23 protein-coding genes are annotated in these 22,814 nt (G+C 67.9%); 10 read left to right on the plus strand and 13 right to left on the minus strand.

Going from position 1 to position 22,814, the window contains the following annotated elements; translation table 11 throughout:
• Nucleotides 1–65 precede the first annotated feature (65 nt).
• The 3 genes from QWY80_RS16465 to QWY80_RS16475 all read left to right on the plus strand — a co-directional run bounded on the left by QWY80_RS16465 (nucleotide 66) and on the right by QWY80_RS16475 (nucleotide 2,663).
• Nucleotides 66–1,151: a T6SS phospholipase effector Tle1-like catalytic domain-containing protein gene (locus tag QWY80_RS16465; protein ID WP_290233857.1), complete on the plus strand. Its 1,086-nt coding sequence runs from the start codon at nucleotides 66–68 to the stop codon at nucleotides 1,149–1,151.
• Nucleotides 1,152–1,172: 21 nt separating this feature from the next.
• Nucleotides 1,173–1,670 carry a hypothetical protein gene (locus QWY80_RS16470; protein ID WP_290233860.1) on the plus strand — a complete coding sequence of 166 codons (498 nt, stop codon included), beginning with the start codon at nucleotides 1,173–1,175 and terminating at the stop codon, nucleotides 1,668–1,670.
• 402 nt (nucleotides 1,671–2,072) lie between these two features.
• Nucleotides 2,073–2,663: a DUF4202 domain-containing protein gene (locus QWY80_RS16475; protein WP_290233862.1), complete on the plus strand. Its 591-nt coding sequence runs from the start codon at nucleotides 2,073–2,075 to the stop codon at nucleotides 2,661–2,663.
• Nucleotides 2,664–2,703: 40 nt separating this feature from the next.
• Here QWY80_RS16475 and QWY80_RS16480 read toward each other — a convergent pair whose 3' ends face one another.
• From QWY80_RS16480 to QWY80_RS16490, 3 genes are all read right to left on the minus strand, one after another.
• Nucleotides 2,704–3,891 (minus strand): acetate/propionate family kinase, encoded by a 1,188-nt coding sequence (locus QWY80_RS16480; RefSeq protein ID WP_290233866.1) that lies wholly within the window; start codon nucleotides 3,889–3,891, stop codon nucleotides 2,704–2,706.
• Entirely contained in the window at nucleotides 3,884–5,320 is a 1,437-nt protein-coding gene (locus QWY80_RS16485) for a bifunctional enoyl-CoA hydratase/phosphate acetyltransferase (protein ID WP_290233869.1), read from the minus strand. The genes QWY80_RS16480 and QWY80_RS16485 overlap by 8 nt, the downstream gene beginning before the upstream one ends.
• Nucleotides 5,321–5,434: 114 nt before the next feature.
• Complete coding sequence (locus QWY80_RS16490; RefSeq protein ID WP_290233871.1) at nucleotides 5,435–5,803, minus strand: DUF6746 family protein; 369 nt, start codon at nucleotides 5,801–5,803, stop codon at nucleotides 5,435–5,437.
• Nucleotides 5,804–6,001: 198 nt separating this feature from the next.
• Between QWY80_RS16490 and QWY80_RS16495 the strand changes: the two genes are divergently transcribed.
• Nucleotides 6,002–6,247, plus strand: coding sequence for a hypothetical protein (locus tag QWY80_RS16495; protein WP_290233873.1), 246 nt, complete (start codon nucleotides 6,002–6,004; stop codon nucleotides 6,245–6,247).
• Nucleotides 6,248–6,253: 6 nt separating this feature from the next.
• On the opposite strand, the gene QWY80_RS16500 is transcribed toward QWY80_RS16495, so the two are convergent.
• On the minus strand, nucleotides 6,254–7,327 hold the full coding sequence (locus QWY80_RS16500) for a C45 family autoproteolytic acyltransferase/hydrolase (protein WP_290233875.1): 1,074 nt from the start codon (nucleotides 7,325–7,327) through the stop codon (nucleotides 6,254–6,256).
• 82 nt (nucleotides 7,328–7,409) lie between these two features.
• Complete coding sequence (locus QWY80_RS16505) at nucleotides 7,410–8,168, minus strand: dienelactone hydrolase family protein (RefSeq protein ID WP_290233878.1); 759 nt, start codon at nucleotides 8,166–8,168, stop codon at nucleotides 7,410–7,412.
• A 141-nt stretch (nucleotides 8,169–8,309) separates the two neighbouring features.
• Here QWY80_RS16505 and QWY80_RS16510 point away from each other — a divergent pair, with 141 nt between their 5' ends.
• The 4 genes from QWY80_RS16510 (at nucleotide 8,310) to QWY80_RS16525 (ending at nucleotide 11,526) form a co-directional block, all read left to right on the plus strand.
• Nucleotides 8,310–9,512: an ABC transporter substrate-binding protein gene (locus QWY80_RS16510; RefSeq protein WP_290233880.1), complete on the plus strand. Its 1,203-nt coding sequence runs from the start codon at nucleotides 8,310–8,312 to the stop codon at nucleotides 9,510–9,512.
• Nucleotides 9,513–9,832: 320 nt separating this feature from the next.
• Nucleotides 9,833–10,717 (plus strand): hypothetical protein, encoded by an 885-nt coding sequence (locus QWY80_RS16515; protein ID WP_290233882.1) that lies wholly within the window; start codon nucleotides 9,833–9,835, stop codon nucleotides 10,715–10,717.
• A 222-nt stretch (nucleotides 10,718–10,939) separates the two neighbouring features.
• Complete coding sequence (locus QWY80_RS16520) at nucleotides 10,940–11,194, plus strand: type II toxin-antitoxin system HicA family toxin (protein ID WP_290233887.1); 255 nt, start codon at nucleotides 10,940–10,942, stop codon at nucleotides 11,192–11,194.
• Nucleotides 11,191–11,526 carry a type II toxin-antitoxin system HicB family antitoxin gene (locus tag QWY80_RS16525; protein WP_290233891.1) on the plus strand — a complete coding sequence of 112 codons (336 nt, stop codon included), beginning with the start codon at nucleotides 11,191–11,193 and terminating at the stop codon, nucleotides 11,524–11,526. Before QWY80_RS16520 ends, QWY80_RS16525 begins: the two co-directional genes overlap by 4 nt.
• A gap of 63 nt (nucleotides 11,527–11,589) precedes the next feature.
• On the opposite strand, the gene QWY80_RS16530 is transcribed toward QWY80_RS16525, so the two are convergent.
• From QWY80_RS16530 to QWY80_RS16565, 8 genes are all read right to left on the minus strand, one after another.
• Nucleotides 11,590–12,900, minus strand: a complete 1,311-nt coding sequence (locus QWY80_RS16530; RefSeq protein WP_290233894.1) for a branched-chain amino acid ABC transporter permease — start codon at nucleotides 12,898–12,900, stop codon at nucleotides 11,590–11,592.
• A complete protein-coding gene (locus QWY80_RS16535; protein WP_290233896.1) occupies nucleotides 12,897–13,904 on the minus strand; it encodes a branched-chain amino acid ABC transporter permease in 1,008 nt (335 codons plus the stop codon). Before QWY80_RS16535 ends, QWY80_RS16530 begins: the two co-directional genes overlap by 4 nt.
• A 24-nt stretch (nucleotides 13,905–13,928) precedes the next feature.
• Nucleotides 13,929–14,633, minus strand: a complete 705-nt coding sequence (locus tag QWY80_RS16540) for an ABC transporter ATP-binding protein (RefSeq protein WP_290233900.1) — start codon at nucleotides 14,631–14,633, stop codon at nucleotides 13,929–13,931.
• A 73-nt stretch (nucleotides 14,634–14,706) separates the two neighbouring features.
• On the minus strand, nucleotides 14,707–15,477 hold the full coding sequence (locus QWY80_RS16545) for an ABC transporter ATP-binding protein (RefSeq protein WP_290233902.1): 771 nt from the start codon (nucleotides 15,475–15,477) through the stop codon (nucleotides 14,707–14,709).
• A gap of 54 nt (nucleotides 15,478–15,531) precedes the next feature.
• On the minus strand, nucleotides 15,532–16,977 hold the full coding sequence (locus QWY80_RS16550; RefSeq protein WP_290233903.1) for a sodium-dependent transporter: 1,446 nt from the start codon (nucleotides 16,975–16,977) through the stop codon (nucleotides 15,532–15,534).
• A 125-nt stretch (nucleotides 16,978–17,102) separates the two neighbouring features.
• Nucleotides 17,103–17,426 (minus strand): hypothetical protein, encoded by a 324-nt coding sequence (locus tag QWY80_RS16555; RefSeq protein ID WP_290233906.1) that lies wholly within the window; start codon nucleotides 17,424–17,426, stop codon nucleotides 17,103–17,105.
• A gap of 147 nt (nucleotides 17,427–17,573) precedes the next feature.
• The gene (typA, locus tag QWY80_RS16560; protein ID WP_290233908.1) at nucleotides 17,574–19,400 is read right to left on the minus strand and encodes a translational GTPase TypA; all 1,827 of its coding nucleotides are present in this window, start codon (nucleotides 19,398–19,400) and stop codon (nucleotides 17,574–17,576) included.
• A gap of 99 nt (nucleotides 19,401–19,499) precedes the next feature.
• Nucleotides 19,500–20,051 (minus strand): glycosyltransferase family A protein, encoded by a 552-nt coding sequence (locus QWY80_RS16565; protein ID WP_290233911.1) that lies wholly within the window; start codon nucleotides 20,049–20,051, stop codon nucleotides 19,500–19,502.
• Between the two features lie 527 nt (nucleotides 20,052–20,578).
• On the opposite strand from QWY80_RS16565, the gene glnA reads away from it, so the two are divergent.
• Nucleotides 20,579–21,985 (plus strand): glutamate--ammonia ligase, encoded by a 1,407-nt coding sequence (glnA, locus tag QWY80_RS16570; protein ID WP_290233914.1) that lies wholly within the window; start codon nucleotides 20,579–20,581, stop codon nucleotides 21,983–21,985.
• A 160-nt stretch (nucleotides 21,986–22,145) separates the two neighbouring features.
• The gene (locus tag QWY80_RS16575; RefSeq protein ID WP_290233915.1) at nucleotides 22,146–22,706 is read left to right on the plus strand and encodes a DUF4124 domain-containing protein; all 561 of its coding nucleotides are present in this window, start codon (nucleotides 22,146–22,148) and stop codon (nucleotides 22,704–22,706) included.
• Nucleotides 22,707–22,814 lie beyond the last annotated feature (108 nt).

Raw genomic sequence — 22,814 nt, forward strand, 5'->3', positions numbered from 1 at the left:
TGGCGGGCGTCCCGGTCCATGCCATGGCTGCGCAGGCCAGGGCCGGGCGACAAGGAGGGCGGCGCATGGCCAATCCCACGCAGCGGTTGATCCTGTTGTTCGATGGCACCTGGAACGATCCCCAGGACCGCACGAACATCTACCGGCTGGCCCGGGACATCTCCGACTACGATGCGCATGGCGTCCGGCAGAGCTTCTTCTACGAGCCGGGGGTCGGCACGCGGCAGTGGGAGCGTATCACCGGCGGGGCCTTCGGAGTGGGGCTGAGCCGCAACCTCCAGAAGGGCTACGACTGGCTGGTGCGCCACTACCTGGAGGGGTCGCAGATCTTCGTCCTCGGCTTCAGCCGAGGCGCCTACACGGCGCGCAGCCTGGTGGGGATGATCCGCAAGTGCGGGCTGTTGCGGGTCGCCACGCCCGGCCTGGTGGAGGAGGCCGAGGCCCTCTACCGCGATAAGCAGATTGCCCCCGACGATGCGCGTTGCAGCGATTTCCGGCGGCGCTACAGCCGCGAGATCGAGATCCACTTCATCGGCGTGTGGGATACCGTCGGGGCGCTGGGGATTCCGGGCACCAACCTGTCCGAGCATGGGCGCTATGCCTGGCACGATACCGAGTTGTCGTCGATCGTGCGGCATGCCTATCAGGCGGTGGCGCTGGACGAGCATCGCGCGGCCTATGACATTGCCCTCTGGACCCACGCCGGTGGCCAGAAGAAGCCGAGCCAGCTGGAGGTGGAGCAGCGCTGGTTCATCGGCGCCCATGCCAATGTGGGCGGCGGCTACCGGATGGCGGACGGCGGTTTCGATCCCCTGGCCAGCCTGGCCTATGGCTGGATGTGCCAGAAGGCCGAGCGGGCGGGGTTGAAGCTGTTCATCCCGGAGCCCCTGCCCGAGGCCTATCGGGCCAAGCCGCGGGATTCCTACCAGGAGTTCATGCGGGGGCTGTATCGCTGGTACAAGTCGCTGACGCAGGGCGGCGATGGCAGGCATCATCGGGGCTATGCCAGCGACCGCGACGGCAACCCGGCGGTGGGCGTCAGCGTCGATCCGTCCGTGTGGCGTCGCTGGCAGGAAAATTCCGGCTATCGGCCGGAGACCCTGGTCGCGGCGGGCTGTACTCCCCCGGAGCCCCTGCCCATCGAGGGATGAGCCGTTGCATGGGAGGCGGTGATGGGAGCTCGAGGGAAATCCCGCGCCGGGGTGTTCGCTGGTCTGATGATGGTGGCGCATGCGGCGGTGGCGGAACTGCCGCACTGCGAGCCGCGCAGCCAGCGGGAACCGGGGCGGCTCAACCTGTGGGCCGGGGCGGCGCAATACGGCCTCGTGCCGCCTTGCCGGGCGACGCTCGAGGCGTACATTCCCCGCATGACGGCACTGCGCGAGTTCATCGGTTCGCTGGCGGCCCACGATGCCCGGGGAACGGCAGTGGCGTCGCAGGCGCTGAGGGTGGGGCTGGCGCCGACGGATTACGGCATGTTCGCCGACGAGATCGCGCTGGAGCCGATCGAGGGGCATGCCTGCCAGGCCCTGGCGCTGTCGATGACGATTTCCGGGTGCCTGGGCGAAGGGGGCGAGGCGATCGAGTGTCCCGAGGTCCGGGTCAAGGCGCCCGACGGGTTCGAGGCCTTCTCGGCGGGGGGAGCCGGGGTGGCGGTCTGTCGCGACTGAGGTGTGCGGGCGCCACCATGGGGCGAGGCGGGCATTTCCGGGGCCTGGATGGTGCAGGGCAGCATCGGCGAGCGAGCGGAGAGACAAGGCCTTGCGCTTGTGTTTTTGTTCAAGGCCTTGTTCAGAAAGGGTTTTGTGTTTCTTGGCTCGATGATCGCATTGTAATTGGCAGGATCGCCGCCCTGGCGGCGGCGATTCGAAGCGTGAGCTGGCGTGCTCCACCTGGTCCCCTTCGGGGGACCTTTTTTATGCGTGCGTCAGTGGCCGGCATCATGGTCGCTGCGACCCGCGGCGACAACGCGACCTTAGTGGTAGGGCCCGGCCGATGTGTGCCCTGCCGGGCAGGCCGGGTATGCTGGAGGCCGACCCTTTCCGTATCCGCAACCCTTCGAGGAGCGACCCATGTCCGTCGATACCCCTTACGCCAAGACCCTGGCCGCCCTGGATGCCCTGCACGCGGAGGACCCGCGCCGCGTGGAGGCGGAGGGCGAGAGCCAGCCGCTGGAGCTGTGGCATGCCGGGCGCATGAGCGCCTGGCTGGAGCGGCTGATGGACGATCCCGACGAACGGGTGCGGCTGGCGGTGCGCGCCCAGCATTTGCAGCGCTGGCAGGTGCCGCGCGGCGACTACCCCGAGGGCCGGGTGGGCTACCTGACCTGGCGGCGTGATCAGGGCAAGCGCGCCGGCGAGACCACCGCTCGCCTGATGCAGGAGGCGGGCTACTCCGCCGAGGCGGCCGAGCAGGTGGCGGCGATGATCCGCAAGCAGGGACTGGGCCGCGACCCGGGCACCCAGGCGGTGGAGGACTGCGCCTGCCTGGTGTTCCTGGAGAACTACTTCGCCGACTTCTCGAAGCAGGTCGACCACGACCACCTGATCCGCATCGTGCAGAAGACCTGGAAGAAGATGTCGCCGCGCGCCCACGAGCTGGCCCTGGGGCTGCCGATGAGCGACGAGGCGCGGCGCCTGGTGGAGGAGGCCCTGGCGGGCTGAGGCGCGCCGAGCGATCCCGGGCTCGCTGCATTGCGTCGCGTCAAACGCCTGGCTGACGGCTGTACCAGGCGATCATGCGCTCCTCGTCGGTGGGGATGACCCAGGCGCCGACGCGGCTGTCGGCGGTGCTGATGCGCCTGGCGTGGCGGCGATTGGCGGCGTCGTCGAGGCTCAGGCCCAGCCAGTCGCAACCGCGGCAGATGGCCTCGCGCACCGGGGCGGCGTGCTCGCCGATACCGGCGGTGAAGACCAACTGGTCGAGCCCGCCCAGGGCGGCGGCCAGGCTGCCGATCTCGCGCGCGGCGCGGTAGGTATAGAGGTCGATGGCCTCCCGGGCCTCGGGGGCGGGGCTGGCCAGCAGGTCGCGCATGTCGCTGCTGATGCCGGAGACGCCGAGCAGGCCGGAGCGCTTGTAGAGCAGGTCGCCGACCGCCTCGGCGCTCATGCCCTCCTCGTGGATCAGGTGCAGCACCAGGCCGGGGTCGAGGCTGCCGCTGCGGGTGCCCATGGGCAGGCCCTCGATGGCGGTGAAGCCCATGGTGGAGGCCACGCTCTGCCCATCGCGGATGGCGCACAGGCTGGCACCGTTGCCCAGGTGGGCGATGATCACCCGCTCGCGGGGGGCGTCGCCGAGGTGCTGCGGCAGCACCCGGTTGAGGTAGTCGTAGGAGAGGCCGTGGAAGCCGTAGCGGATCAGCCCGCGTGCGGTGAACTCGCGGGGCAGGGCGAAGTGGCGGGCCACGTCGGGCTGGGTGGCGTGGAAGGCGGTGTCGAAGCAGGCCACCTGGGGGAGCTCGGGGTGGCGCTCGGCGAGCCGCGCCACCGGCGCCAGGCAGAAGTGCTGGTGCAGCGGGGCCAGGGAGTTGAGCGCCTCCAACTCGTCGACGATCGCCGGCGTCAGCACCACCGGGCGGTGGTAGCGCTGCCCGCCGTGCACCACACGATGGCCGACCACGGCGAGCTCGAGCTCGGGCATGGCGTCGATCCATGCCAGCAGCCGGGTGGTGGCGTCCCGGTGGTCGAGCCGCTCGGGCAGAGCCCCGAGGTCGGCGTCCCGGGACTGGCCCCGGGCGTCGTGCAACTGGACGCCCGGCGTGGCGGTGCCGAGCCCGGCGAACTGGCCGCGGCAGCGCGGGGTGAGGTCGGCCAGCGCCTGGCCGGGTTGCGCGGCGTAGAGGGCGAACTTGAGGCTCGAGGAGCCGCTGTTGAGGGTGAGGATGTCACTCATCCCGGCCTCCCACCTTGCCGGGCAGGCCCTGGCGCTGCTGGTGGTCGGCGAGCAGCAGGGCCAGGGCGCAGGAGGCCATGCGGGTGATCGCCTCGTCGGCGCGGCTGGTGAGCACGATGGGCACCCGGGCGCCGATCACCAGCCCGGCGCCGGTGGCGTCGGCCAGGTAGGTGAGCTGCTTCATCAGCATGTTGGCGGCCTCCAGGTCGGGGGCGACCAGGATGTCGGCGCGCCCGGCCACCGGCGAGTCGATGCCCTTGGCCCGGGCGGCGGCCTCGGAGATGGCGTTGTCGAAGGCCAGCGGGCCGTCCAGGGTGCCGCCGCGGATCTGGCCGCGCTCGGCCATCTTGCACAGGGCGGCGGCGTCCAGGGTGGAGGGCATCCGCGGGTTGATGGTCTCCACCGCGGCGAGGATTGCCACCCTGGGGTCGGCATTGCCCAGGGCGTGGGCCAGCTCGAAGGCGTTCTGGATGATGTCGCGCTTGTGGGCCAGGCCGGGCGTGATGTTGATGGCGGCGTCGGTGATGAACAGCGGCCTCGGGTAGGTGGGCACGTCGAAGGCCATCACGTGGCTGATGCAGCGCTCGGTGCGCAGGCCGCTGTCGCGCTTGAGCACCTCGTGCATCAGCTCGTCGGTGTGCAGGGCGCCCTTCATCAGGGCCTCGGCGCGCCCCTCGCGGACCAGGGCCACGGCGCGCTCGGCGGCGGCGTGGCTGTGGGGCGTGTCGATGAGTTCGAAGTCGCCGATGTTGAGCTCGGCGGCGTCGGCGGCGGCGCGAATCCTGGCCGCGGGGCCCACCAGCAGCGGCACGATCAGCCCGTGGCGGGCGGCGGCCACGGCGCCGGTGAGCGAGACCTCGTCCACCGGGTGCACCACCGCCATGGGGATGGCGGCCGGGTGGTCGGCGGCGGAGAGGATCTCGTGCAGGCGGCCGCGTTCGGCCAGGCGCACCGTGGGCAGCACGGTCCGCGGGCGGCGGATCTTCTCGGTGGGGGCGAGCACCCGCGCCTCGCCCTCGATCACCACCTTGCCCTTCTGGTTCTCGCAGCGGCAGTCCAGGGTAAGCTGGTGACGTGCCTCGTCCTTGGCGGTGACGCGCACGCTGACCCTGAGCACGTCGCCCAGGTTGACCGGGGCGCGGAACTGCAGGGTCTGGCCCAGGTAGAGGGTGCCGGGGCCGGGCAACTGCGTGCCGAGCACCGTGGAGATCAGGGCGCCGCCCCACATGCCGTGGGCGATCACCTCCTGGAAGCGGGTGCTGCGGGCGAAGTCGTCGTCCACATGGGCGGGATTGACGTCACCGGACAGGATGGCGAACAGCTGGATGTCGTCCAGGGTCAGGCGCTTCTCCAGTTGGGCCTGGTCGCCCACCTGGATCTCGTCGAAGGTGCGATTCTCTATATAGCCATCGTCGGATGGGGCATCCATGTCGGGGACTCCGGTCGTCTTGCACGGCATCGCAGCAGGTTAGACTCCCAGCATAGCCGGTCGTCGGGGCCGCCATGTTGAGCCAGGTCGCAGGGAGTCCCCCAGGTCGGGCGGTCAGGGCGCCAGGGGCTGGGCGGCCTCGAGGTAGGCACTGCCGTGGGTATGCACGCGCTCCCTGTCCAGGCTCTCGGAGCCCAGGTGGACCTCCTCCAGGTCGACGGCCATGGCCTCGACCTCTGCGTCGATCCTGGCCAGGGCGTTCTCCAGGGTGTAGCTGAGCTCATGGATGGAGCCCAGGTCTTCATCGCTCAGCTCGTCCTGGGCGAGCAGTTCGGCCAGCTCACGGTTGGTGGCGGTGAAGTTGCTCATGGCCTGTTCCAGGGTCTCGGAGGCCTTGCCTTCGAAGTGGTCGGGGCGTTCGTCGGCGTGGGCGGCGGTGGCCAGCAGGCCGGCAGCAACCGCGGTGAGGAGCAGCGTCTTCATCGGGTGAGTCTCCCTATCATGAGTAAATGATACTGATTGGCATTCATGATGCTAGACGCTCTCCCCCGTGCCGGCAAGCACCGGGAAGGGTTTCATCGTTGGCCTGCGCCGAGCCGGCTTTGACAAGGTCTTCCGGGCGTCCTAGATTGTCTATTGTAAATGATAATTGTTATTATAAAGGCGATCAGGGAGGTCCACATGACGCAGCGCATCCACCATCTGGCCAGCCGGCCGGCCGGCGTTCCCCAGGTTTGCGGCATCAGCGACGCTTCCGTGCGCCTGGCCCGGGCCTCGACGGTCGTTGACGCGGCCACGCTGACGGAGGAGGAGCGCGCGCTGCGGCTCCTGCAGGAGGAGGAGGCGCGCCACGATCTCTTCCGGCGGCTCTTCCTGCGTACCAGCGCCCGTTACCTCAGGGGCGAGCTGGACGACGCCTCCTCATAGGGCCGCTTATCCCGCCGCGCGCTCGTCGGCGGCGGCCAGGGTCAGCTCGAGGGCGGTGCCGGCCTCGCAGGGCTTGCCGTGACGCAGCGTCAGGCGCCGCTCGCCGAGGTTCATCACCACCGAGAACAGCGTCTCCATGCGCTCCTCCGCCGGCTGGTCGGGGTTGAAGTGGCGACAGATCGACAGCGGGGCGCCGTGGTGGTCGGCGAGGAGCTCGAACAGGCGGCCCGCGTCCACCGCTTCCATGGGCCCCAGGCGCTCGCGCAGCAGGGTGTCCAGCCGGGCCAGGCGGGGGCGCGAGTCGGGGCGGGGGTAGTCCTCCACCTGGCAGGTCACGGCCTTGGCGTAGAGGTGGTTGGTGTGGGTGACCATGCCGCCCCGGGGGGCGAGCCGTCCCGGCTCGCCGGGGTGCACCTCGAGGCCGGCGGCCTGGCCGTCGGCGCTGGCGATCAGGAAGTGGGCCGGCGAGCAGACCCGGTCGCGGGTGGCCACCGCCACGGCGCCGTCCATGTCGGAGCACTCGAGGATCTTGCGCAGCGCCACGTGGATGGGCAGGCCCCGGCCGCAGGTGCGCGAGCGGATGGCGTTGAGGCAGACGCCGATGCCGTGGGCGTTCATGCCGATCTTGGCCACCATGCCGGCCTCGCCGATGCTGACCAGCGGGGCCGCGTCCTCGCCCTCGATGTGCAGCGCCACCACGTTGTCCAGCTGGTCGGCGCGCCAGTCCCAGTTCTGGGCCAGCCACTGGGTGCCGCCGCGCCTCAGGGCGAAGGCCGAGCAGCCACCACTGGCCCGGGTCAGCGAGATCTCGCTGCGGCAGTTGAGGGTGAGGATATCGGCCGGCTCGAGCCCGGCGCCCTCGGCGATACCGGCCATCTCCTCGAGGATGGCGGGGAAGCCGTCCTCGATCATCGTGCCGAAGTGCTGGGCCTCGTGGCGGGCCTCCTCCCAGCCGATGCCCACGAAGTCCTGGAAGAGGCGGTCGTAGACCGCGATGCTGTCACGGATCAGCGGGGCGTGGGCGCGGCCGTGGGCCAGGCCGATCTCGCGCCGGCTGCCGGTGAGACGGGTGATCTGCATGGTGACCTCGCGCTCGGTGGGCGTCGTCCGGTCACTCTAGCATGCGGCCGGGACCGGCGGCAGACCGGCCCCGGCGGGGGCGTCAGAACGTCGCGTCGAGCTGGCCCAGGAAGGCGGCCCAGGAGCGCTGGTCGGCGCGCTCGTGATAGGCGTCGGTGTCGAACTCGGTGAAGGAGTGGGGGGCGCCGGAGTAGACCTGGATCTCGTAGGTGGCGCCGACGTCCTCCAGCTCCCGGCTGAGGGTGGCCACGTCATCCATGGTGACCGAGGTATCGGCGCCGCCGTGGAGGATCATCAGGGGCGGCACGTCCTCGGGCCAGCTCTGGCCCTCGGGGGTGCCCAGCCCGCCGTGGAAGGTGGTGTAGCCGACGACCTCCTTGGCCTCGTCGGAGCGGGCGACCTCCAGGGCCACGGCGCCGCCGAAGCAGTAGCCCATCACCACGGCGGACGTGGCGATGCCCTGCTCGCGGGCCGCGGCCAGGCCGCCCAGGGTCAGGGCGCGCATGCGTTCGCGGTCCTGGTAGAGGGCGCGGGTGGCGGCCTGGCGATCCTCGGTGGTCTCGGGGCGGTTGCCCTCGCCATAGATATCCACCGCGAAGGCATCGTAGCCCTGCTCGGCGAGCATGTCGGCGCGCCGGCGCTCGTAGTCGTCCAGGCCGCTCCAGTCGTGGACGATCAGCACGCTGCCGCGGGCCTCGCCCTCGGCCTCGGCGAGATAGCCCTCGAAGGCCTCGCCGTCGACGTCGTAGGCGATGTCCCGGCCGGCCGGCTCGAAGGCGTGGGCGCCGCCGGCGACGAGCGCCAGGGCGGCGGTCAGGGGCAGGGGGAGTCGGGTCGTCATGGGGCACTCCGGGTCGTGGATGGCCCGCTCAGTATAGGTGTCGTGGGCGGGAACGTTGGCGGATCCCGCTTGAGTTTTCCCCGGGGGCCTTCCAGATTTGGGGGTGTGTGTCATCCATGTAATCGGAGCGGGACGAACAACATGAAGAAGAGCGTACTAGCGATGGCGGTAGCGGCCTCCGCCCTGGCCGTGGGCGCTGCCCAGGCCGAGGTGAAGATCGGCTTCCTGGGCGGCTTCACCGGTGGCATCGAGAGCCTGGTGCCGCCGATCTACGAGAGTGCCGAGCTGGCGGTACAGCATGTCAACGAGCAGGGCGGCCTGCTGGGGGGCGAGCAGATCAGCATGCCCACCGGCGACACCACCTGCTCCGACGCCTCGGCGGCCTCCAACGCGGCCGACCGCCTGGTCAACAGTGAGGAGGTGACGGCCATCGTCGGCGCGCTGTGCACCGGCGCGACCATCGCCGCGGCCAACAACGCGGCGATCCCGGGGGGCGTGGTGATGGTGTCGCCGGCCTCCACCGCCCCGGCGGTGAGCGAGCTCGACGACAATGACCTGGTGTTCCGCACCGTGCCCTCCGATGCCTTCCAGGGCGAGGCGCTGGCCAAGATGCTGCTCGACAAGGGCATCGAGGAGGTGGTGGTCACCTACGTGAACAACGATTACGGCCGTGGCCTGTCCGACGCCTTCGCGGCCACCTACGAGGCCGAGGGCGGTACCGTGGCCGAGAACCTGGCCCACGAGGACAACCGCGCCGACTACCGCTCCGAGCTGGGCACCCTCTCGGCCACCGGCGTTCCCAACCTGGTGGTGCTGGCCTATGCCGACACCTCCGGCCAGACGGTATTGCGCCAGGCCTACGAGGGCGGCATGTTCACCCAGTACATCGGGGCCGATGGCATGGTGGGCTCGGGCCTGATCGAGGGCGTGGGCGGCGACGTCCTGGAGGGCATGATCGCCACCCGCCCGGGCAGCCCGGATACGCCCGGAACCGAGCGCTTCGTCGAGCTGGCCGAGGCCGCGGGGGTGGAGCACGATGAGGTGTTCGCCTCCCAGTCCTATGACGCGGCCTTCCTGCTGGCGTTGGCCATCGAGCAGAACGGCAGTGCCGAGCGCGAGGGGCTCTCCGAGGCACTGCGCAGCGTGTCCTCCGCCCCCGGCGAGGTGATCCTGCCCGGCGAGTGGGAGAAGGCCGTGGAGCTGATCGCCGCCGGCGAGGAGATCAACTACGAGGGCGCCTCCGGCAGCCACGAGTTCGACGAGGCCGGCGACGTGCCCGGGGTGGTCGAAGAGATGGCCGTCGAGGACGGCGAGTTCGTCGGCAAGGGCTTCCTGGACCTCTGACGGGCGACACGCCCCGTCGACGTAAAGGCCCCGGCGGGCAACCGCCGGGGCCTCTTCATGGCCGGTTCCTGGAGGCGCCGCCGGGAGGCCTGCGGCCTCCATCGCCGAAATGTCGGACCACCAATGAATTGGCCTCCTACAGTGGAATGTGCGTCGGCGTTTCCTGTAGGAGGCCAGCTCTGCTGGGCGATTGGCGCCGTCAGGCGCCCAGCGGTATTGCTAGCGCGCGTTGTGGGAGCTGTATCTATAACGGGTCGAGGTGGGCAGTGGTAGCATGGCGGCAAAACGAGAACATGCCGTACCAAGCCGCAGGGAGGTTGATGATGATTGCCAAGGATGAAGCGTTGCGCCGACTGGAAGCACTGGTGTCTCAGTACGACCAGCACCAAGCGTTACGCGGGGAGCTGGTCTTCGGAACTATCAACGATGATGGGCGCCTCGATGTCGCCACGCCGTTCTTCGAAGAGGCGGACTATGAGGTGCTCAAGACTAGCGGTCTGCGCGACGCGCTGATCGGCCTGCTGGATGACATGATGGTTGAACGCTCGGTACAAAGCGCCGAGCGAGCCCATGACGGCATCCTGCGCCTGGGGGGCGGCAAAGTCGTGTTGGAGTGGCTTCCTGGGGGCGCTTCTCGCGATGCGGCCGATGCGCGACGAGATGACTGGGACCTGATCCCGTGGCTGATCGAGAGGCTGAGCCTTGTTCAGCACAAGGCCATCGAGCGGAAGAAGGCCAAAGCTGCCGAGAAGCACGATGGTGATACGTCACAGTGGAAGCGTGAGATCTGGCCGAGCCCCGACAAGAACCGTGACATCAAGACGGCGCTAGCCGAAGAGGGCCATCGCCTCGGATTTCAGGTGCTACCAGCTAGTAGCCGAGGAGAATGGCTCTATGACCTGGTTTGGCGGCGCCTGGATGCCAACCGGAACCTGATCGGCATGCCGCTGGCGGTGGAGATCGAGATGTCCGATAGCCGTCTCTGGGGCATCCGCTACGACTTCAACAAGCTCCTCCAGGCCCAGGCCGACCACAAGTTGATGGTCTTCCAGGTGCAGACTCAGGAAGAGGTCGAGGCTGTCTTCGAGCGCCTGAAAGAGTCCATCGATGCCTACCCGCATGCGTCCCCCTGCCGATACCTTCTGTGTGGGTGGAGCACTCAACAGAATGCCTTTCACTTCAGGGAGCATGGGCTTTTCAGCTAGATGGTTTGCGGCATGTAAGATCGTGGCGTGAACGCCCGCAAATGATCGATGGTCTGGTTTGGGTGCGACTCGATCGGCAGCAGGGCGGCATCATGAGGATCAAAGTGTCTGGAAAAGCGCTGTAATCTTGGTTTTGCCGCCCCGCGCACCATCGCCCCGCCACGGGCCACAGCCGGTTGGCGTGTTCTGGTCGATGGTACTAAAATTCAGTATCATTGGGGCATGAAACGAAAACACGCCAAGACGCTGGCCGCCATCTTCAGCCGACCCACGTCGGGATCGATCCCTTGGAGCGACATCGAATCGCTCCTCAAGGCGCTGGGCGCCGACATCCAGGAACGGGAGGGCTCGCGTATCGCCGTCGTGCTGTTTGGTGAGGTGCGCGTGTTTCATCGGCCCCACCCCTCACCGGATACCGACAAGGGCGCGGTGGCCAGCATACGCAACTGGTTGGAAGAGAACGGAGAGACCCCGTGAACAACATCATGATCATCGACGGCTATCGTGCCGTCATCCAGTACGACCCGGATATCGAGATGTTCCGCGGCGAGTTCACCGGCCTGAACGGCGGTGCCGACTTCTACGCTGACAGCGTCGCCAAGCTGCGTGAGGAAGGCCGGGTTTCGCTGCGCGTCTTCCTCGAGGAGTGCCGGGAGCGTGGCATCGAGCCCACCAAGTCCTACTCCGGCAAGTTTCAGGTGCGCCTGCCCGAAGAGCTGCACAAGAACGCCGTCGATGCCGCCACCGCCAAGGGGCAGAGCCTCAATCAGTTCGTGGCCACCGCCATCGAGCACGAGCTCTCGGCGTAACGTGGAAGCTCGATCGCTTAGCCCGCTCGCTCAAGAACCTGGTGGAGTTGATCCACGACCTAGCTAGCCGTGGTGGCGCACCTTCTCCGGCAACAGCCCCTTAGGGGCGTAACGCAGCACCAGGCTGATCAGCAGGCCGATCACGAACACCCGCGCCTGCAGGGCGCGGCTGTCGAGGTTGCTGGGGGCATCCCAGCCGAAGGCGCCCTCGCCCAGGCCCACCACCAGCTCCAGCACGGCCAGGGCCAGGGGCTCGGACATCACCCAGATGATGTAGACCGCCACGGCGCCGAAGATGGTGCCCAGGTTGTTGCCCGGCCCGCCGAGGATCACCATCACCAGCACCAGGAAGGTGTGGTTGAGGGGCAGGTAGCCCTGGGGGTCGAACAGGCTGTTGAAGCTGGCTAGGGTGGCCCCGCCGATGCCCATCAGGATGCAGCCCAGCACGAAGATCTCCAGGCGGCGGCGGTTGATGTCCTTGCCCATGGCGGCGGACGAGACCTCGTTGTCGCGGATGGCGCGGATCATGCGTCCCCAGGGGGCGTTGTAGGCGCGGGTGAGCAGGAAGAAGATCGCCGCGATCATCACCGCCGTCACCGACAGGTAGAGCGCCCGGGCCAGGGTGAAGCCCACCTCGCCGGGAGGCGGTACTGGCCAGGGCAGCGGCGAGACGGTGGCAGTGCCGCGGGTCAGCCAGTCGGCGTTCTTGAGCACCGCCTTGATGATCTCGGCGATGCCCAGGGTGGCGATGGCCAGGTAGTCGCTGCGCAGGCCCAGGCACACCTTGCCGATGAAGTAGCCCACCACGCCGGCCAGGGCGCCGCCGACGATCCAGCCGGCCCAGGCGGGCAGGCCCAGGCCGCCGATGAAGCCGAACTGCGACTCGATGCGGCCGGCCACCTCGTCGAGGCGGGCGGAGACCAGCAGGTAGAGCAGCAGCGCCAGGACCACGGCCAGCGTGGTGCTCAGGCGCCGGGGCACGCCCAGGCGGTGCAGGCGGCTGACGCCGACCACCACCAGCACGCCGACCGCCAGGAACAGCAGCACCATGCCCAGCTCGCCGGCCAGATCGCTGGCCCAGAAGGCCTGGTTGACGGGCACGCTGAAGGCCATGGCGCAGTAACCGCCCAGGGCCACGAAGCCCATCACCCCGGCGTTGAACTGGCCGGCATAGCCCCACTGGATGGTCAGCCCCAGGGCCAGGATGGCGTAGCAGGCGGCCTCCACCAACATGCGGGTGCTGTAGGCAGTGCCCATCAGCGCATAGACGCCGAGGACGGCCATCAGCAAGACGGCGAACAGGACCACCTCGCGCCATGGGAAGCGCGAGGGAGCGGCGACGAGATCGGAAGGGCGCTCGGATTGTGTGCTCAAGTGATCACCTTCCCTTTGAAGAGTCCAGTGGGGCGCCATACCAGGATGGCGACCAGGAGGACGAAGGGCACCACGATCTTGTACTCGGTGCCCACGAAGGAGAGGCTGCCCGCCTGGGCGAGCCACTCCGGCAGGCTGTCGCGGAAGGGGCGCAACAGCACGCCCCAGTTGAACACCGCCAGGGTTTCGGCGAAGCCCACCACGAAGCCGCCGGCGATGGCGCCGTAGGGATGGCCCACGCCGCCGACGATGGCCGCGGCGAAGATCGGCAGCAGCAGGAAGAAGCTGAGGTCGGGCTTGAAGGTCACGTCCAGCGACAGCAGGGTGCCGGCGATGGCCGCCAGGCCGCCGGCGATCATCCAGGTCACCGCCACGATCAGGTTGGTGTTGATGCCGGAGGCGCGGGCCAGGTCGGGATTGTCGGACATGGCGCGCATCGCCTTGCCCAGTCGCGAGCGCGACAGGAAGAGGTGCAGGCTCACCACGCAGACGATGGTCAGGATGAACAGGATGATCTGCGGCTCGGTGACCACGATGGGCGCCCGGGCCCCCTCGAAGGGCAGGGCGAGGCGGAAGATCTCCTTGCGGTCGTCGATGTAGAGGCGCTGGCCGCCGGTGCCGGCGAACAGCCGGATCAGCCCCTGCAGCATCAGGGTGACCCCCAGCGAGGCGATCACCATGACGATGGGCTTGACCCCGTGGGCGCGCAGCGGCTTGTAGAAGGCGCGGTCGATGCCCACCGCCAGGGCCGCGGTGAGCAGGATGGCCAGCGGCAGCATCACCACCGCCGTGGGCAGCCCCACGGCGCCTCCCGCACCGGGAAAGGCCAGGGTGAGCAGCAGCACCATGAAGGCGCCGAAGGTCATCATGTCGGCGTGGGCGAAGTGGGCGAAACGCATGATGCTGAACACCAGGGTCACGCCCACCGCGCCAATGGCATAGATCGAGCCGCTGACGCTGCCGGTGATGATCACGTTGTTGATGAAGAAGACGAGTTCGTTCACGGCGATGGTTCTCCCTTGTCCCGGTTAGCCGCCCAGGAAGCTCCTGGCCACTTCCGGGTCCGCCAGCAGGGCGGCGCCGGTATCGGTGAAACGGTTCTGGCCGGCGGCCAGCACGAAGCCCTTGTCGGCGATGGCCAGCGCCTGCTTGGCGTTCTGCTCCACCATCAACACGCCGACGCCGGCGGCATTGACCTCCTTCACCCGTTCGAAGATCTCGTTCATGAACAGCGGCGAGAGGCCGGCGGTGGGCTCGTCGAGCAGCAGCACGCTGGGCTCGGCCATCAGCGCCCGGCCCATGGCCACCATCTGGCGCTGGCCACCGGAGAGCTCGCCGGCGGGCTGGCGGCGCTTCTCCTTCAATGGCGGGAAGATCCCGTAGACCCGTTCGAGCATGCGGGCGACGCTCTCCGGCTTGAGGAAGGCGCCCATCTCCAGGTTTTCCTGCACCGTGAGGCTGGGGAAGACGTTGTACTCCTGGGGCACGAAGCCCATGCCCTTCTGCACCAGCTGGTTGGTCGGCAGGTTGTGGATGGGCTCGCCACGCAGCAGGATCTCGCCCTGGTTGATGCTGAGCAGGCCGAAGATCGCCTTGAGCATGGTGGACTTGCCGGCCCCGTTGGGGCCGACGATCACGCCGATCTCGTCGGCCTCGATGGCCATGTCCACCCCGTTGAGGATGTTCATGCCGCCGTAGCCGCCGTACACGTCGCGCGCATCGAGTAGTGGCATCGTGGAAGGTTTCCTGCGTTCGCTCTGTTGTTCGTTGTGCTGGCCCGCCTGGGGTCAGGCCGCCCCGGCACCCTCAGGCTACGTTGGAACCGAAGTAGGCCTCGATGACCGCGGGATCGTTCTGGATCTCCTCGATGCTGCCCTGGACCATCACCCGGCCCTGGGCGAGCACGATCACCGGGTCGCAGAGCCGTGCGATCATGTCCATGTCGTGCTCGATGACCAGGAAGGTGTAGCCCATCTCGCGGTTGAGGCGCTCGATGTTCGCGACCAGGTCGCCGAGCAGGGTGCGGTTGACCCCGGCGGCGATCTCGTCGAGCAGCACCACCCGGGCGTCGGTCATCATGCTGCGGCCCAGTTCGAGGAGCTTCTTCTGGCCCCCGGAGAGGTTGCCGGCCAGCTCGTTGCGCACGTGGTAGAGGCCGATGAAGTCGATCACCTCCAGGGCCTTGCGGCGCACCTCCGCCTCCTGGGCGCGCACCCGGCCGGGCTTGAGCCAGGCGTCGAAGAGGTTCTCGCCGGCCTGGGCCGGGGGCACCATCATCAGGTTTTCCAGGGCGGTCAGCTGGTGGAACTCGTGGGCGATCTGGAAGGTGCGGAGCAGCCCCTTGTGGAAGAGTTCGTTGGCGGGGCGGTTGGTGATGTCCTCGCCGTCCAGCAGCACCTGGCCGCTGTCCAGCGGCAGGGCACCGGCGATGATGTTGAACAGCGTCGACTTGCCGGCGCCGTTGGGGCCGATCAGGCCGGTGATCGAGCCCTGCTCGACCGCGATCGAGCAGTCGTCGATGACCTTGAGGCCGCCGAAGGCCTTGTGGACGTGTCGCACGTCGATCATGGATGCCATAGGGAGTCCGCTGTTGTTGTCTGTCCGGACGCCGCCGCCCTCCGGCGGCGGGATTCACTTCTCCTGGCTCTCCTCCATCAGGAAGGTGCGACCGGCGGCGAAGGCGCCGACGATCACCACCGCACCGATGGTGGGAATCAGGTAGCCCTCCACCTGGGGGATGGTGCGCAGGAACACGAAGGAGACCGCCGCCGGGGCGACGAAGCGCACCAGGAAGCGCCAGGCGTGGAACCAGGCCTGGCCGGTACGCATCTCCTTCATCACCTCGGACTGGGTCAGCGCCCAGCCGGCGAACAGCGCGATCAACAGGCCGCCCAGCGGCATGAAGATGTTGGTGAGCAGCTCGATGAAGGCGAAGGCGCTGCGCCCGAACAGGGCATGGAAGAGGCTGCCCTCGGCCCAGATGTTGAAGCTCACCACGGTGAGCAGACCCAGCGCCCAACTGGCCACCACCATGGCGAACACCGCCTGGGGGCGGGTGAGGTCGAAGCGCTCCACCAGGTAGGCGGCCACCGGCTCGATCAGCGAGATGGAGGAGCTGATCGCCGCGCCCAGCACCAGGATGAAGAACACGCCGCCGATCAGCGCGCCGGCGGGCATCTCGGCGAAGGCCAGCGGCAGGGTCACGAACATCAGCCCGGGGCCCTGGCCGGCGTCGAGGCCGGCGCCGAACACCAGCGAGAAGATCGCCAGGCCGGCGACCATGGCCACGGCGGTGTCGATGACGGCGATGGCGATGGCGGTGAGGGTCAGCGAGGCCTCGCCGGACATGTAGGCGCCGTAGGCCATGATGGCGCCCATGCCCAGGCTCAGGGTGAAGAACGACTGGCCCATGGCCTCGAGCCAGCCGGCCAGGCTGAGGTCGGCCAGGTTGAAGGTGAACAGGAAACCGGCCGCGGCGGCGAAGTCGCCGTTGACCACGCCATAGGCCAGCACCACCAGCAGGATGACGAACAGCGCCGGCATGATGATGCGCAGGCCGTTCTCGATGCCCTTGTGGATGCCCAGGCCGACGATCAGGCCCGAGGCGACGATGAAGAGGGTGTGGTAGAGGGTGAGCAGGGCCGGCGAGGCGAGCAGGGCGTCGAAACCGGCGCCGATGGTCTCGGCGTCGGCCCCGGCCAGGGAACCGGTGAGCATCTGCCAGGTGTAGTGGATGGCCCAGCCGGCGATCACCGAATAGAAGCTGAGGATCAGGAAGGCCGAGGCGGCGCCCAGCCAGCCGATGGAGGCCCAGGCGGGGGAGGCGCGATGGGTACGGGTGAGGAAGCGCATGCCCATGATCGGGCTGCGCCGGCTGGCGCGGCCCAGCATGGTCTCGGCGATCAGGATGGGGATGCCCACCGCGAAGATGGTCAGGGCGTAGACCAGGATGAAGGCGCCGCCGCCGTTCTCGCCGGCGAGGTAGGGGAAGCGCCACAGGTTGCCCAGGCCGACCGCCGAGCCGACGGCGGCCAGCAGGAAGGTGCCCTTGTGGGTCCAGACGTTGTGCGTGCTCATCGGTGCTCCCGAGCCCAGGTCGTTGGCCTTGTGGGCCTGTGCCGCCACTTTGCGACAAAACGTCGGCGGGAACCAGTCATCCAGCGTTTAACAGGCGTTAGGCTCGGCGATGGTGCGGCCATCGACTAGTCATCGTCGTCCCTGTCGTTGGCCTCGCCGATGGTCCGCTCCAGGGCGCGCCTGTCGTCCGGCAGGCGGACCGTATCGCCCAGGTCGAGCTTGCCGTGGGACTTGAGGCGCCGGCCGTTGTCCACGGCGATGATCGCCACCACCTCGCCGATGCTGGTGCCCTCCAGATAGGCCTCCACCTTCACCCGTACCACGGCGCCCTCGTGGCGGGCCGACAGGATGTCGCCGGGGCCGGGGTCCGAATAGCCGCTGGGGTCCTGCTCGAAGTGGCGCAGCACGCTGTCGGCGCCGGGCTCGTCCCACTCCACGTGCTTGTGCATGGTGAATCTCCTCGTTGAGCCGAAGGGGGAATCGGGCGACCAGGCCCGCCCGGTGCAAGGCACGTTTCCAGCATAGATGCCGAGCGCGGCCCGTGAAACGACGACGCCCGCCGGCAGGCGGGCGTCGTCGCTGGGACGAGGCAGCGCTTACTTCTTGCCGGCGCGCTTGCGCTCGTTCTCGGTGAGGTGCTTCTTGCGCAGGCGGATGTGGTTGGGGGTGATCTCCACCAGCTCGTCGTCGTCGAGGAACTCGACGGCCTGCTCCAGGGAGAACTTCACCGGCGGGGTCAGGACGATGTTCTCGTCATTGCCCGAGGCACGCATGTTGTCGAGCTTCTTGCCCTTGGTGGGATTGACCACCATGTCGTTGGCGCGGTTGTTGATGCCCACCAGCATGCCCTCGTAGACCTCGGTGCCGTGGTCGATGATCAGCTTGCCGCGCTCCTGCAGGGCGTAGAGGGCGTAGGCCAGGGCCTTGCCGGAAACCATCGAGACCAGCACGCCGTTGCGGCGCTCGATGGCGGCGTCGGGGCGCAGCGGGCCATAGTGGTCGAAGCGGCTGGTGAGGATGCCGGTGCCCGAGGTCAGGGTCAGGAACTGGCCGCGGAAGCCGATCAGCCCACGCGCCGGGATGATGAAGTCGAGGCGCACCCGGCCCTTGCCGTCGGGGTTCATGTTCTTGAGCTCGCCCTTGCGGTAGCCGAGCTCCTCCATGATGGCGCCCTGGTGCTGCTCCTCGCAGTCGATGATCACCTCCTCGTACGGCTCCTGCTTCTCGCCGTCGATCTCGCGGATGATCACCTCGGGACGGCCCACGGCCAGTTCGAAGCCTTCGCGACGCATGGTCTCTATCAGCACCGAGAGGTGCAGCTCGCCGCGGCCGGAGACGGTGAACTTCTCCGGGGTTTCGCCCTGCTCGACGCGCAGCGCCACGTTGTGGATCAGCTCCTGGTCGAGGCGGTCCTTGATGTTGCGGCTGGTGACGAACTTGCCATCCTTGCCGGCGAACGGCGAGTCGTTGACCTGGAAGGTCATGGACACGGTGGGCTCGTCCACCGACAGCGGCGGCAGCGCCTCGACGGCGGCCGGGTCGCACAGGGTGTCGGAGATCGCCAGGGCGTCGATGCCGGTGATGCAGACGATGTCGCCGGCGGTGGCCTCGTCGGTCTGCACCCGCTCCAGGCCCAGGTGGGTCATCACCTGGCCGACCTTGCCCTTGCGCTCCTTGCCTTCCTTGCTGACCACCACGACCTGCTGGTTGGGCCTCACCGCACCGCGGGTGATGCGGCCCAGGCCGATGACGCCCACGTAGCTGGAGTAGTCCAGCGCCGAGATCTGCATCTGGAAGGGGCCGTCGATCGACACCCTGGGCGGTTCGACGATGTCGACGATGGCCCGGAACATGGGACCCATGTCCTCGGTCATCTCCTCCGGCTCGGGGCCGGCGATGCCGTTGAGCGCCGAGCAGTAGATGATCGGGAAGTCGAGCTGCTCGTCGCTGGCGCCGAGGTTGTCGAAGAGGTCGAAGATCTGGTCGATGACCCAGTCCGGCCGCGCGCCGGGGCGGTCGATCTTGTTGACCACCACGATGGGCTTGAGGCCCTGGTCGAAGGCCTTCTGGGTGACGAAGCGGGTCTGCGGCATGGGGCCGTCCACGGCGTCCACCAGCAGCAGTACCGAGTCGACCATGGACATGACGCGCTCGACCTCGCCGCCGAAGTCGGCGTGTCCGGGGGTGTCGACGATGTTGATGTGGTAGTCCTGGCCGTCGGGGGCCTGCCAGCGGATCGCCGTGTTCTTGGCCAGGATGGTGATGCCGCGCTCCTTCTCCTGGTCGGTGGAGTCCATGATGCGCTCCTGGCCCTCGGCCTTGCGGTCCAGGGTGCCGGACTGCTGGAGGAGCTTGTCGACCAGGGTGGTCTTGCCGTGGTCGACGTGAGCGATGATGGCGATGTTGCGAAGATTCTCGATCACGACGGGATCCTGCTGGGAAAAAACGGGGACGCATTATAGTTGCTGGGACGCGGCCCCTACCAGCATTGTCGCAGGAAGTTTGCGTCGGAGTCGAAAGTCTCACGCCTTTTCAAGGGGGTGAGTGCCCTCGATGCGGGCGCCGCAGGCGCGCAAGCGTTCCAGCAGATCGGCCAGTGCCGATCGGTCGAGGGTGTCGTCACAGCCGCCGATGCGCTCGAACCAGTGGCGCGCCAGGCAGACGCCATCACCCCCGGAAGGGCCCCAGAGCCGCACCAGCAGCCGGTCCAGCACGCCTCGCGAGACGGCCGGCAGGGTGATGACGTCGACCTCCTGGGCCGAGACCCGGGCGGCCTGGCGCCACAACTCCTCGGCGGGGGTGGCGTTGCCGAACGCCGGGAAGATCAGCACCTCGCCACCGCAGCGGCCGATGGCCGCGTTGAGGCGGTGGCCAAGGGGAGCGCGGGGCTGGGACACGAGGTGTGCACCGAATCGGCGCACGATATCGGGGAGGCGTGGATCCCGGGTGTCATCGATCACCACCAGCTCGAAACGGTGACGCGACGGCAGGGCCTCCACCATGGCCAGTTGTCGGGGTAGGCGGGCGCCGACGCTGCGGGTGTCGATGAGGATGCAGCCGGTGGGCGAGGTCATGCGAACTCCGAGCAGCCGAGGCGGCGAGGGGCTCCGGAGTGCGGCCGGGAGGTCGCTTGCCGGGTCAGTGTAATAAAGTGTAGCGGTTGGTTTGTCCTTGTATCAAAGCGGTATCGGTATGAAATTTCCATGGGACGAGGGAGTGGAAAGGCGCCCCCAGGAAGCATGAGAGAGGCCATCCGGCGAGCCGAGTTGTCCATAATGGTGCAACGAGGTCATTTATTGCACCAATAAAGTGCTTGGATGGGAGTGTCTTGCCCCTCACCCCCGCCGAATGGAGAGGAGGCGCTATCCGAGTGCGCAAGAGAAGTTCAAGAAAGCACTTTTACATCAGCTGCTTGTGAGTGGCGTGCTGCATTGGGGTGCATTGTTGGCACGGGGCATGCATTCCCTCGGGCAGCGCCTGACCCCGGTCCGGCGGCCGTGGGCTTTGGTCCCTCGGCATGCTAAAACTTGCGCTGGGTTGCCCAGCATCAGTGATACCGAATCACCAAAACCATCGAGCTTAGCTCAATCTGGAGGACACCATGGCTGCCAAGACGCTCGCCCTGATCGAAGAACACGACGTCAAGTGGGTGGATCTGCGCTTCACCGATACCAAAGGCAAGGAGCAGCACGTCTCCATTCCGGCCCGTGACGTCGATGAGGAGTTCTTCGAGAACGGCCAGATGTTCGACGGCTCTTCCATCTCCGGTTGGAAGGGCATCAACGAGTCCGACATGATCCTGCGCCCCGAGGACGGCACCGGGTTTCTCGACCCCTTCACCGAGGACGCCACCCTGGTGCTGCGCTGCGACATCATCGAGCCGGCCACCATGCAGGGCTATGATCGCGATCCGCGCTCCATCGCCAAGCGTGCCGAGGCCTACCTGCAGTCCAGCGGCCTGGGCGACACCGCCTTCTTCGGTCCGGAGCCCGAGTTCTTCATCTTCGACGAGGTGCACTGGAAGGCCGACATCGAAGGCGCCATGTACAAGATCACCTCCGAGGAGGGTGCCTGGTCCACGGACCGGCCCATCGAGGGCGGCAACCTGGGTCACCGTCCGCGCGTCAAGGGCGGCTACTTCCCGGTGCCCCCGGTGGACAGCTTCCACGACATCCGCGGCGCCATGTGCAACACCCTGGAGGCCATCGGCCAGACCGTCGAGGTGCACCACCACGAGGTGTCCAACGCCGGCCAGAACGAGATCGGCGTCAAGTTCAACACCCTGGTGAAGAAGGCCGACGAGCTGCAGGAAATGAAGTACGTGGTGCACAACGTGGCCCACGCCTACGGCAAGACCGCCACCTTCATGCCCAAGCCGCTGGTCGGCGACAACGGTTCCGGCATGCACGTCCACCAGTCCTTCTGGAAGGAAGGCCAGAACCAGTTCGCGGGTGACGAGTACGCCGGCCTCTCCGAGATGGCGCTGTACTACATCGGCGGCATCGTCAAGCATGCCCGTGCCCTGAACGCCTTCACCAACGCTTCCACCAACTCCTACAAGCGCCTGGTGCCGGGCTTCGAGGCCCCGGTGATGCTGGCCTACAGCGCCCGTAACCGCTCCGCCTCCATCCGCATCCCCTACACCGCCAGCCCCAAGGGCAAGCGTGTGGAGCTGCGTTTCCCGGACCCGACCGCCAACCCCTACCTGTGCTTCGCGGCGATGCTGATGGCCGGCATCGACGGCATCAGGAACAAGATCCACCCCGGCGACGCCATGGACAAGAACCTCTATGACCTGCCGCCGGAAGAGGGCAAGGAAGTGCCCACCGTGGCCCACAGCCTCGATCAGGCGCTGGAGGCCCTGGACGCCGATCGTGCCTTCCTCACCGAGGGTGGCGTCTTCACCGACGAGATGATCGATGCCTACATCGAGCTCAAGGAAGAGGACGTCGAGCGCCTGCGCATGACCACCCATCCGGTCGAGTTCGACATGTACTACAGCTGCTGATCCCGGCGGTGGCCGGCCCGCGTGGCCGGCGCCGCTGCGTTGATCGAAACGAGGGGTTTCGCCACGGCGGAACCCCTTTCTTATATACACTATCCAAGTACGAGATCGCGATGTCATGACATTCCGAGCCCCGTCAGGGGGCGCGACGCAGGGGGAGCCCATGAACAAGGCCATGCTGGCACTGGCGGTGGGGCTGACATTCAGCCTGGCTGCGCAGGCGCAGACCATCTACCGCACCACCGACGCCCAGGGCAACGTGGTGTTCACCGACAACCCCGACCGCGGTGGCGAGGAGGTGGAGCTGGCGCCGGTCACGGTAGTGCCGGCCACCGGCGAGGTACGTATCGGCGCCGAGGCGCCGAGTCTCGAGGGCGATGAGGCCGCGGCCCCGCCGGGACAGCCCTTCATGCCCTACGACAGCTTCAGCATCGTCTCGCCGAACCACGAGCAGGCCTTCCCCGTGGGGGCGGCCGGCAACATCCCCGTGGACCTGGGCATCGAGCCGGCGCTGCGCGAGGATCATCGCGTACGGTTGCTGGTGGATGGCCAGGTCAGCCAGTCGGCCATGCACACCAGTGCCTTCATGGTGCCCAACATGAACCCCGGCGAGCACGTGCTGCAGGCCGAGCTGCTGGATGCCGGCGGCGAGGTGCGCCACCGCACCTCGCCGGTCACCATCTATGTGCTGCGCGCCAACGTGAACCGCCAGCCGGCGGATTAGCTGATCCCTCCGCCGCCTCCCCCTGACCCGCCCCCGCCCGATGAGGGCGAGGACGACGAGCCCGAACGGCGCCTCGAGGCGCCCGCCCGGCGCTTGCCCGACGAGGGG

Source organism: Halomonas ramblicola (assembly GCF_030409215.1).
Taxonomy (GTDB): domain Bacteria; phylum Pseudomonadota; class Gammaproteobacteria; order Pseudomonadales; family Halomonadaceae; genus Halomonas; species Halomonas ramblicola.

Bases quoted from the DNA above. Each gene is read 5' to 3' on its own strand.
- QWY80_RS16465 (WP_290233857.1), top strand. From the start codon at position 66: ATGGCCAATCCCACGCAGCGGTTGATCCTGTTGTTCGATGGCACCTGG.
- QWY80_RS16470 (WP_290233860.1), top strand. From the start codon at position 1,173: ATGGGAGCTCGAGGGAAATCCCGCGCCGGGGTGTTCGCTGGTCTGATG.
- QWY80_RS16475 (WP_290233862.1), top strand. From the start codon at position 2,073: ATGTCCGTCGATACCCCTTACGCCAAGACCCTGGCCGCCCTGGATGCC.
- QWY80_RS16480 (WP_290233866.1), bottom strand. From the start codon at position 3,891: ATGAGTGACATCCTCACCCTCAACAGCGGCTCCTCGAGCCTCAAGTTC.
- QWY80_RS16485 (WP_290233869.1), bottom strand. From the start codon at position 5,320: ATGGATGCCCCATCCGACGATGGCTATATAGAGAATCGCACCTTCGAC.
- QWY80_RS16490 (WP_290233871.1), bottom strand. From the start codon at position 5,803: ATGAAGACGCTGCTCCTCACCGCGGTTGCTGCCGGCCTGCTGGCCACC.
- QWY80_RS16495 (WP_290233873.1), top strand. From the start codon at position 6,002: ATGACGCAGCGCATCCACCATCTGGCCAGCCGGCCGGCCGGCGTTCCC.
- QWY80_RS16500 (WP_290233875.1), bottom strand. From the start codon at position 7,327: ATGCAGATCACCCGTCTCACCGGCAGCCGGCGCGAGATCGGCCTGGCC.
- QWY80_RS16505 (WP_290233878.1), bottom strand. From the start codon at position 8,168: ATGACGACCCGACTCCCCCTGCCCCTGACCGCCGCCCTGGCGCTCGTC.
- QWY80_RS16510 (WP_290233880.1), top strand. From the start codon at position 8,310: ATGAAGAAGAGCGTACTAGCGATGGCGGTAGCGGCCTCCGCCCTGGCC.
- QWY80_RS16515 (WP_290233882.1), top strand. From the start codon at position 9,833: ATGATGATTGCCAAGGATGAAGCGTTGCGCCGACTGGAAGCACTGGTG.
- QWY80_RS16520 (WP_290233887.1), top strand. From the start codon at position 10,940: ATGAAACGAAAACACGCCAAGACGCTGGCCGCCATCTTCAGCCGACCC.
- QWY80_RS16540 (WP_290233900.1), bottom strand. From the start codon at position 14,633: ATGCCACTACTCGATGCGCGCGACGTGTACGGCGGCTACGGCGGCATG.
- QWY80_RS16545 (WP_290233902.1), bottom strand. From the start codon at position 15,477: ATGGCATCCATGATCGACGTGCGACACGTCCACAAGGCCTTCGGCGGC.
- QWY80_RS16550 (WP_290233903.1), bottom strand. From the start codon at position 16,977: ATGAGCACGCACAACGTCTGGACCCACAAGGGCACCTTCCTGCTGGCC.
- QWY80_RS16555 (WP_290233906.1), bottom strand. From the start codon at position 17,426: ATGCACAAGCACGTGGAGTGGGACGAGCCCGGCGCCGACAGCGTGCTG.
- QWY80_RS16565 (WP_290233911.1), bottom strand. From the start codon at position 20,051: ATGACCTCGCCCACCGGCTGCATCCTCATCGACACCCGCAGCGTCGGC.
- glnA (WP_290233914.1), top strand. From the start codon at position 20,579: ATGGCTGCCAAGACGCTCGCCCTGATCGAAGAACACGACGTCAAGTGG.
- QWY80_RS16575 (WP_290233915.1), top strand. From the start codon at position 22,146: ATGAACAAGGCCATGCTGGCACTGGCGGTGGGGCTGACATTCAGCCTG.